The sequence below is a fragment of the Micromonospora sp. NPDC048830 genome, assembly GCF_043198215.1.
Taxonomy (GTDB): Bacteria; Actinomycetota; Actinomycetes; order Mycobacteriales; family Micromonosporaceae; genus Micromonospora.
In genome coordinates, this window is the sequence record NZ_JBICUP010000063.1 from 25,379 (window position 1) to 32,568 (window position 7,190).

Consider the following 7,190-nt stretch of genomic DNA (forward strand, 5'->3'; position numbering starts at 1 on the left):
AAGGAACCACCACCATGGCGAAGAACAGGATCGACCGCCGGGCGCTGTTACGCGCGCTCGCCGGGTCCACCGTCGCGGTCGGCGCCGCGAGCCTCACCGGCGCGCTGCCGGCCGCGGCGGCGGGCGACTCCAACGGTCGGCTCATCCCGCGCGGGCACCTGGGCATCCAGCTCTACAGCGTGCGCGACAAGATCGCGCAGCTCGGCTTCGCGCGGGTCTTCGAGGAGCTGTCCCGCATCGGCTACCGGGAGGTGGAGTTCGCCGGCTACACCCAGGGCGCCGTCGGCCCGATCACCCCGGCCGAGATCCGGCGGCTGCTCGACGACAACGGGCTGAAGGCGGCGGGCAGCCACCGCGGGCTGGGCGACTTCCGCAACAACCTGGAGTGGGAGCTGGACGTCGCGGAGACCCTCGGCATGCCGGCCCTCGGCACCGCCCAGGCCCCGACCGGCAACCGCACCATCGCCGGGTACCAGGCCGCCGCCGCGGAGTTCAACGCGTGGGGCGCCGCCGCGGCGGCCCGCGGGATCAAGCTCTACCAGCACAACCACACGATCGAGTTCAGCTTCGCGGTCGACCGGCCGGACGTGCGGCTGTACGACCTGTTCCTGGAGCTCACCGACCCCCGGTACGTGTTCCTGGAGATGGACATCCTGTGGGCGTACGGTGGGGCCCGCAAGTACCCCGGCTTCCGCCCGGTCGACTACGTCAAGGCCCAGCCGCACCGCTACCCGCTGTTCCACGTCAAGGACGGCGTCCCGTTCGAGAACCCCCAGCAGGGCAACTCGTACGCCGACGTCGAGTTCGGCGCCGGGTCGATCCCGTTCGCCGAGTTCTTCACCGAGCTCGACGGCGGCGGCCGGTTCACCTACCTGTGGGAGCAGGACAGCGGCCCGAACGCCCAGCCCAACCCGCCCGGCTCGCTGGGTGCCGCCGAGCGCAGCTACCGGCGCATGGTCGACCTGCGGGGCAACCGGTGAGCGCCTGGCGGCTGCGCGAGGACGACCCACCGGCCGAGCCGACCCCCACGGCCGGGCCCGAGCGCCGCCGGTCGAGCGCGCGCCGGCTGCTGGTGGTGGCCGCCACCGTCGCGCTGACCCTCGTCGGGGCCGGTGGGCTGGCCGCCGCGCGCACGGGCATGTTCTCGGCGGAACGGCCGGACGGCTGCGCGAAGCCGGACCGCAGCATGCAGCTGTACGCGGTGGAGCTGCCGAAGGACGGCACGCAGATCCGCCTCGGCTACGGCACCACCCCGCAGAACGCCTCCTACCCGGGGCCCACCATCGAGATGACCGAGGGGGAGTGCCTCGCCATCACGCTGACCAACATGGTGCCCGCCGCGACCCTCGAACAGCTGCGGACCGACCCGGCGCACCCGCTGGGCGTCTCGCTGCACGTGCACGGGGTCAAGTACACCCAGCTCTCCGACGGCACCGTGCAGAGCGGGTCGTTCGTCCCGCCGGGCCAGTCGCGCACGTACACCTGGTACGCGCAGCCGCGCAACAACAGGACCGGGGCGTTGGGCACCGCCGGCTACTGGTGGTACCACGACCACGTCGTCGGCGGCCCGCACGGCACGCAGGGCCTGGGCGCGGGCCTGTTCGGCGGGCTCGTGGTGCGGCGGCCCGGTGACCCGAAGCCGGACCGCACGTACACGGTGGTGTTCGGCGACCGGCAGAGCATCAACCTGCGCCGCGGCGCGGCCACCGACACGTGCGACCAGCAGAACCCGCAGCCCGGGCCGACCTGCCTGGTCGCCCGCAAGGGGGAGCAGGTGGAGTTCGTCGTCGTCGGCATCGGCAACGACATGCACACCTTCCACCTGCACGGCCACTCCTGGGCGGACACCCGCACGGGGCTGCTGGGCAAGAGCAACGGCCAGCCCTTCGTCGACGACACCAAGATCATCGACAACAAGCCGCTCGGGCCCGGCGACTCGTTCGGGTTCCAGGTGACGGCCGGCGACTCGGTCGGGCCGGGGCACTGGATGCTGCACTGCCACATGCAGTTCCACTCCGACGGCGGCATGTCGACGATGCTGCACGTCCTCGACGAGTCCGGGGCGATGCCCCCGGGCCACGACCACTCCCATTCGACGGCCGCCGGCACGGCCGGCACGACCGGCACGACCGGCGCCGCCGGTACCGACGGCGCGACGGCGCAGCACCAGCACAGCTGAGCGGGCCCCGGGCGGGGCCGCGTCGCGACCCCGCCCACGGCCGATCCCACCACGCCGCCCCCGGGCGGCCGGCCGAACCACGCATCTCCACCACACCCACCCGTGAAGGAGTCGAGATGGCTCAACCACCTCCCATCCGGCCGGCCCGCCGGGGCCGCGCCGGGCTGCCGAGACGCGCCGGCGCCCTCGCGTCGAGCGCCGTGCTGGCGCTCGGCCTGCTGGCCATGCCCGCCCAGGCCGCGAGCCCGACGCCGGAGCGCGCCCCGTCCGCCGAGGCGGCGGCCGACGTGCGGGTCCTGGTCTTCCACGGCCCCGTCGACCAGCAGGACGACCCCGTCGCCCGGGCGGTCGCCAAGATCAGGGACCTGGGCGCCAGCAACGGATTCGCCGTCGACGCGTCCGCCGACCCGGGCGTGTTCACGTTCGGCAACCTCGCCCGCTACCGGGGCGTGGTGTTCCTCTCCGCCAACGGGGTGACGCTGGACGACGCCCAGGAGGCCGCGTTCCAGGCGTACGTCAAGGGCGGCGGCGGGTTCGTCGGCGTCCACGACGCCGCCCGCGCCCAGCCCAGCTCCGCCTGGTTCACCGGCCTGATCGGCACCCGCCCGGCGGCCGGCCTGCCGAACGCCGAGAAGCCCGTCTCGGCCGCGGCGAGCGGCGAGAACCCGCCGAACGAGACCGCCGCGAAGGCGATCGACGGGTCGACGAGCACCAAGTGGCTGACGTTCGCCCCGACGGGCTGGCTGTCGGCGAAGCTGGCCAAGCCGGTCGCGGTGCGCCAGTACGCGCTGACCTCGGCCAACGACTCCCCGGGCCGGGACCCGAAGAACTGGACCCTGCAGGGCTCCGCGGACGGCAGCACCTGGACCGACCTGGACACCCGCTCCGGGGAGACCTTCCCCCAGCGGTTCCAGACCCGGCAGTTCACCATCGACAACCCCAGGGCGTTCCAGCACTACCGGCTGAACGTCACCGCCAACAGCGGGGAGCCGCTGGTCCAGCTCGCCGAGCTGTGGCTGATCGGCCCCGACGCGGGCCCGCCGCCGGAGAACACCGTGCAGCAGGCCACGGTCGACCTCACCGACCGGCAGCACCCGGCCAACGCGGGGATGCCGCTGACCTGGACCCGCTCCGACCAGTGGATCAACTGGGACCCGAGCCCCGTCGGCCGCGTGCACACGGTGGCCCAGGTCGAGGAGCGGACGTACAACGCGGGCCTGAGTGGCAACGGGGCGTTCCACCCGGTCTCCTGGTGCCAGGACTACGACGGCGGCCGGTCGTTCTACACCGGCATGGGCCGCACCGAGGCCAGTTGGACCAGCGACACCCGGTTCCAGGGCCACCTGCTCGGCGCCATCAGGTGGGCCACCGGCATGGTGCGCGGCGACTGCCAGGCCACCATCGCCGCGAACTACCGCATCGAGCGGCTGACCGCCGCCAACCAGCCCGGCCAGCTCGACCAGATCGGCGAGCCGCACGGCCTGACCATCGCCCCCGACGGCAAGGTCTTCTACATCGGCAAGGCGGCGTGCCCCTCCGGGCCGGTCGTCAGCTGGGACGACCCGAAGGTCGGCCTCGGCTGCGGCACGATCCACCAGTGGGACCCGAAGACCAGGCAGGTCAAGCTGCTGACCACCCTCGCCGTGATGGGCAACCGGGGCAGCGGCAGCGAGCTGGTCAAGAACGAGGAGGGCCTGGTCGGCATCACCCTCGACCCGAAGTTCGCGCAGAACGGCTGGGTCTACGTCTACTGGATGCCGCACGAGTCGATCGACCGGGACCGACGCATCGGCCAGCGGACCGTCTCCCGGTTCACCTACGACGCCGCGCGGCAGACGATCGACCAGGGCACCCGCAAGGACCTGCTGCACTGGGACACCCAGATCCACAGCTGCTGCCACGCCGGCGGCGGCATGACCTTCGACGAGTCCGGCAACCTGTACATCGGCAGCGGGGACAGCAACTCCTCCGGCGGCTCGAACGGGTACGCCGGCAACAACTGGACGCAGGACTACAAGGGCGTCTCGTTCCAGGACGCCCGGCGCACCTCCGGCAACACCAACGACCTCAACGGCAAGATCCTGCGCATCCACCCGGAGCCCGACGGCACGTACACCATCCCCCAGGGCAACCTGTTCACCGGGCGTGAGGAGGGCGGCGGCAAGACCCGCCCGGAGATCTACGTGATGGGCGTACGCAACATCGCCCGCATCGCCTGGGACCCGGTCAACGACTGGCTCACCGCCGCGTGGGTCGGACCGGACGCCGGCGCCCCCAGCCCGGACCTCGGCCCGGCGAAGTACGAGACGGCGACGATCATCACGTCCGCCGGCAACCAGGGCTGGCCGTACTGCATGGGCAACCGGCAGCCCTACCGGGACCGCAGCAACACCGACGCCACCGTGCTCGCCGGCTGGTACGACTGCGACAACCTGAAGAACACCTCGCCGCGCAACACCGGCCTGGTGGACATCCCGCCCGCCCGGGACAACATGATCTGGTACTCGCCCCAGGGCGGCGGCCCCGTCTTCCCGAAGCGCACCGACGGCAGCAACCTGCCGACGTACCAGCTCGGGGCCGAGACGTTCACCCAGCCGTACCTCAAGGGCGGCGGCCAGGCCATCATGGACGGCCCGACGTACCAGCGGGAGAACGTCGACGTCGACAGCGGCGTGGCGTGGCCGGAGTACTGGGACGACAAGTGGTTCATCGGTGACCAGTCCAACGCCAACAACCGCGTCGCCGTGACCGTCGACAAGAGCAGGGTCGCCGGCAACGGCCCCCCGGCCTTCGCCGAGGACCTGCGCAGCATCATCCGCTCGGGCAACGGCGCCACCCAGCTCCAGTCCTGGATGGACGCCAAGTTCGGCCCGGACGGCGCGCTGTACCTGCTGGACTACGCCGGCGGCTTCTTCAGCCTGCACGCCAACCAGAAGCTGATCCGGGTGGCGTACACCGGCGGGCCGGCGACGCCGAACCCGAACGACGCCGCCGCCCGCGCGGTGGCGCAGAGCAGCCCGAAGACCATCGCGTTCTCCAGCGCGAAGGCCGGCGGCGTGGCGTGGGAGTGGAACTTCGGCGACGGCAGCGCGCCGTCGCGGGAGGCCAACCCCACCCACACGTACGCCGACTACGGCACCTACCAGGCGACGGTGAAGGTCACCTACGCCGACGGCGAGGTCGCCACCGGCAAGGTGCAGGTCGTCGTCGGGTGCGCCGCGCCGGACAGCCGGCAGACGGTGCGGCTGCTCGACACCGACACCGGCGTGGCCAACCACGTCGCCGGCGGCAACTGCACGATCAACGACCTGATCGACGACGAGCGCTTGTGGTCCAACCACGGCCAGTTCGTCAGCCACGTCGCCCAGGTGGTGACCGAACTGCGGGCCGACGGCGTGGTCGACAGGGGCGAGGCGCAGACGCTGCAGAAGGCGGCGGCCCAGTCGGAGATCGGCAAGGTCGCCGGCTACCGGCCCATCTTCGACGGCACCGCCGGCTCGCTCGCCGACTGGCGGCAGGCGCCGGGCGGGTCGTTCGCGCTGCGGCCCGACGGGTCGATGCGCACCTCGGGCGGGCTGGGCATGCTCTGGTACGCCAAGGACGAGTTCGCCGACTTCTCCCTGCGGCTGCAGTTCCGCGACGTCTCGCCGGAGGGCACCTACGCCAACAGCGGCGCGTTCATCCGGTTCCCCGACCCGCGTACGCCGCTGGACGACCGGCCGGCCGGCAGCTGCGGGACGGTCGGGTCGGCGCGCAGCTCGCAGGCGTGGGTGGCGATTTACTGCGGCCACGAGATCCAGCTCTACGACGGCCCCACGGGCGAGCCGCAGAAGACCGGCTCGGTCTACAACTTCGACCCGAACTCGCTGGACCAGGCCGGGGCGACCCCGAAGGGCCGGTGGAACGACTACGAGATCCGCGCCGTCGGGCAGCACTACACGATCATCCGCAACGGTGTGGTGATCAACGAGTTCGACAACACCCCGGGCAAGTCGTCGTCCCGGGCGGGCGACCCGCCCACGGACCTGCGCCAGTTCCTCAGCGGGTTCATCGGGTTGCAGAACCACGGCACCAACGACCTGATGGAGTTCCGTGACGTTCGGGTCCGGAGCCTCTAGCACCACCACCGGACGCCGGGTACGTGGGCGCGGCCCGCGTACCCGGCACGTCCGTGCCACCGGATCGTCAGGCCTTGCGGGCCGTACGCCGGTTGCCGAACGACTCCATGGTCGTCGCCTTCCTCGCCGGGGCCGGGGTCGCCGACGTGGTGCGGGCCCGGGCGGGGGCGGCCTTCTTCGCGGTCGCCTTCCGCACGCCGGCCCGCGTGGCCGTCGGGGGCTTCGGCGGGGCGTTCTTGGCGGCGGCCGCCTTCGCCGTCGGCCTGCGGGTGGGCGTCGCGGTGGTGCCGGCGGTGTCCTTCTTCCGGGCGACGCGGGCGGTGGTCGCCGTCGGCTTCTCGCCGGGGGTCTTGGCCGCGCTCGCGCCGGTCGCCCGCTTCGTGGCCGCCGCGACCTTCTTCGCCGCCGCCGTCCGGTTCGTCGGGGCCTTCCTCGCCCCGGTGTGCTTCCTGGCCCCGGTCGTCATCCTCGCTCCTCCTCGGGGTTCGCCGGCGGGAGCCGGCCGCGGACCGGCCGAACCGCTCCGCCGCGTTTTCCCCCGACCCGGGTGAGCAAACTCCACGGACCCGACGGGGCCAGGATCGCCAGGAAGGCGGTCAGCCTTTGCGCCACTTCTGGTTTGCCGTGCCGGCGCAGTCCCACAGCTGCAGCCGCGCGCCGTCGCCGCCGTTCCAATCCTTGATGTCCACGCACTTGTTGGCCCGGAGGTTGACCAGGTCGCCGGCGGCGTTGAGGGTGAACTGCTGCGCGCCCGTGCCGTTGCAGGTTTGACTTCCTCTGCCCCCTGAAGAGGGCAGGTTCCTGGCGGCGCTCATGCGGCACGCCGGGTGGTTGACGCTTCGCAGCCCACAGGTGCCGGGCTCCACGTCCGTACACGACCAAGCCCGGCCGCG

Annotated in this window: 5 protein-coding genes; 4 read left to right on the forward strand and 1 reads right to left on the reverse strand. The window is 72.4% G+C overall.

Annotated elements, in window-relative coordinates:
• Positions 1 to 14 precede the first annotated feature (14 nt).
• The 4 genes from ACGFIZ_RS31265 (at position 15) to ACGFIZ_RS31280 (ending at position 6,848) form a co-directional block, all read left to right on the forward strand.
• Positions 15 to 980, forward strand: a complete 966-nt coding sequence (locus ACGFIZ_RS31265; protein ID WP_393425978.1) for a sugar phosphate isomerase/epimerase family protein — start codon at positions 15 to 17, stop codon at positions 978 to 980.
• Positions 977 to 2,179, forward strand: coding sequence for a multicopper oxidase domain-containing protein (locus tag ACGFIZ_RS31270; RefSeq protein ID WP_393425981.1), 1,203 nt, complete (start codon positions 977 to 979; stop codon positions 2,177 to 2,179). The genes ACGFIZ_RS31265 and ACGFIZ_RS31270 overlap by 4 nt, the downstream gene beginning before the upstream one ends.
• Positions 2,180 to 2,295: 116 nt before the next feature.
• Positions 2,296 to 6,297 carry a ThuA domain-containing protein gene (locus tag ACGFIZ_RS31275; RefSeq protein WP_393425984.1) on the forward strand — a complete coding sequence of 1,334 codons (4,002 nt, stop codon included), beginning with the start codon at positions 2,296 to 2,298 and terminating at the stop codon, positions 6,295 to 6,297.
• Positions 6,298 to 6,371: 74 nt separating this feature from the next.
• A complete protein-coding gene (locus ACGFIZ_RS31280) occupies positions 6,372 to 6,848 on the forward strand; it encodes a hypothetical protein (RefSeq protein WP_393425987.1) in 477 nt (158 codons plus the stop codon).
• Between the two features lie 45 nt (positions 6,849 to 6,893).
• On the opposite strand, the gene ACGFIZ_RS31285 is transcribed toward ACGFIZ_RS31280, so the two are convergent.
• On the reverse strand, positions 6,894 to 7,190 hold a 297-nt coding region (locus tag ACGFIZ_RS31285; RefSeq protein WP_393425990.1), incomplete at its 5' end, for an RICIN domain-containing protein.

What these genes read in the sequence shown, in the direction of transcription:
- ACGFIZ_RS31265 (WP_393425978.1), top strand. Translation starts at nt 15, where the DNA reads ATGGCGAAGAACAGGATCGACCGCCGGGCGCTGTTACGCGCGCTCGCC.
- ACGFIZ_RS31275 (WP_393425984.1), top strand. Translation starts at nt 2,296, where the DNA reads ATGGCTCAACCACCTCCCATCCGGCCGGCCCGCCGGGGCCGCGCCGGG.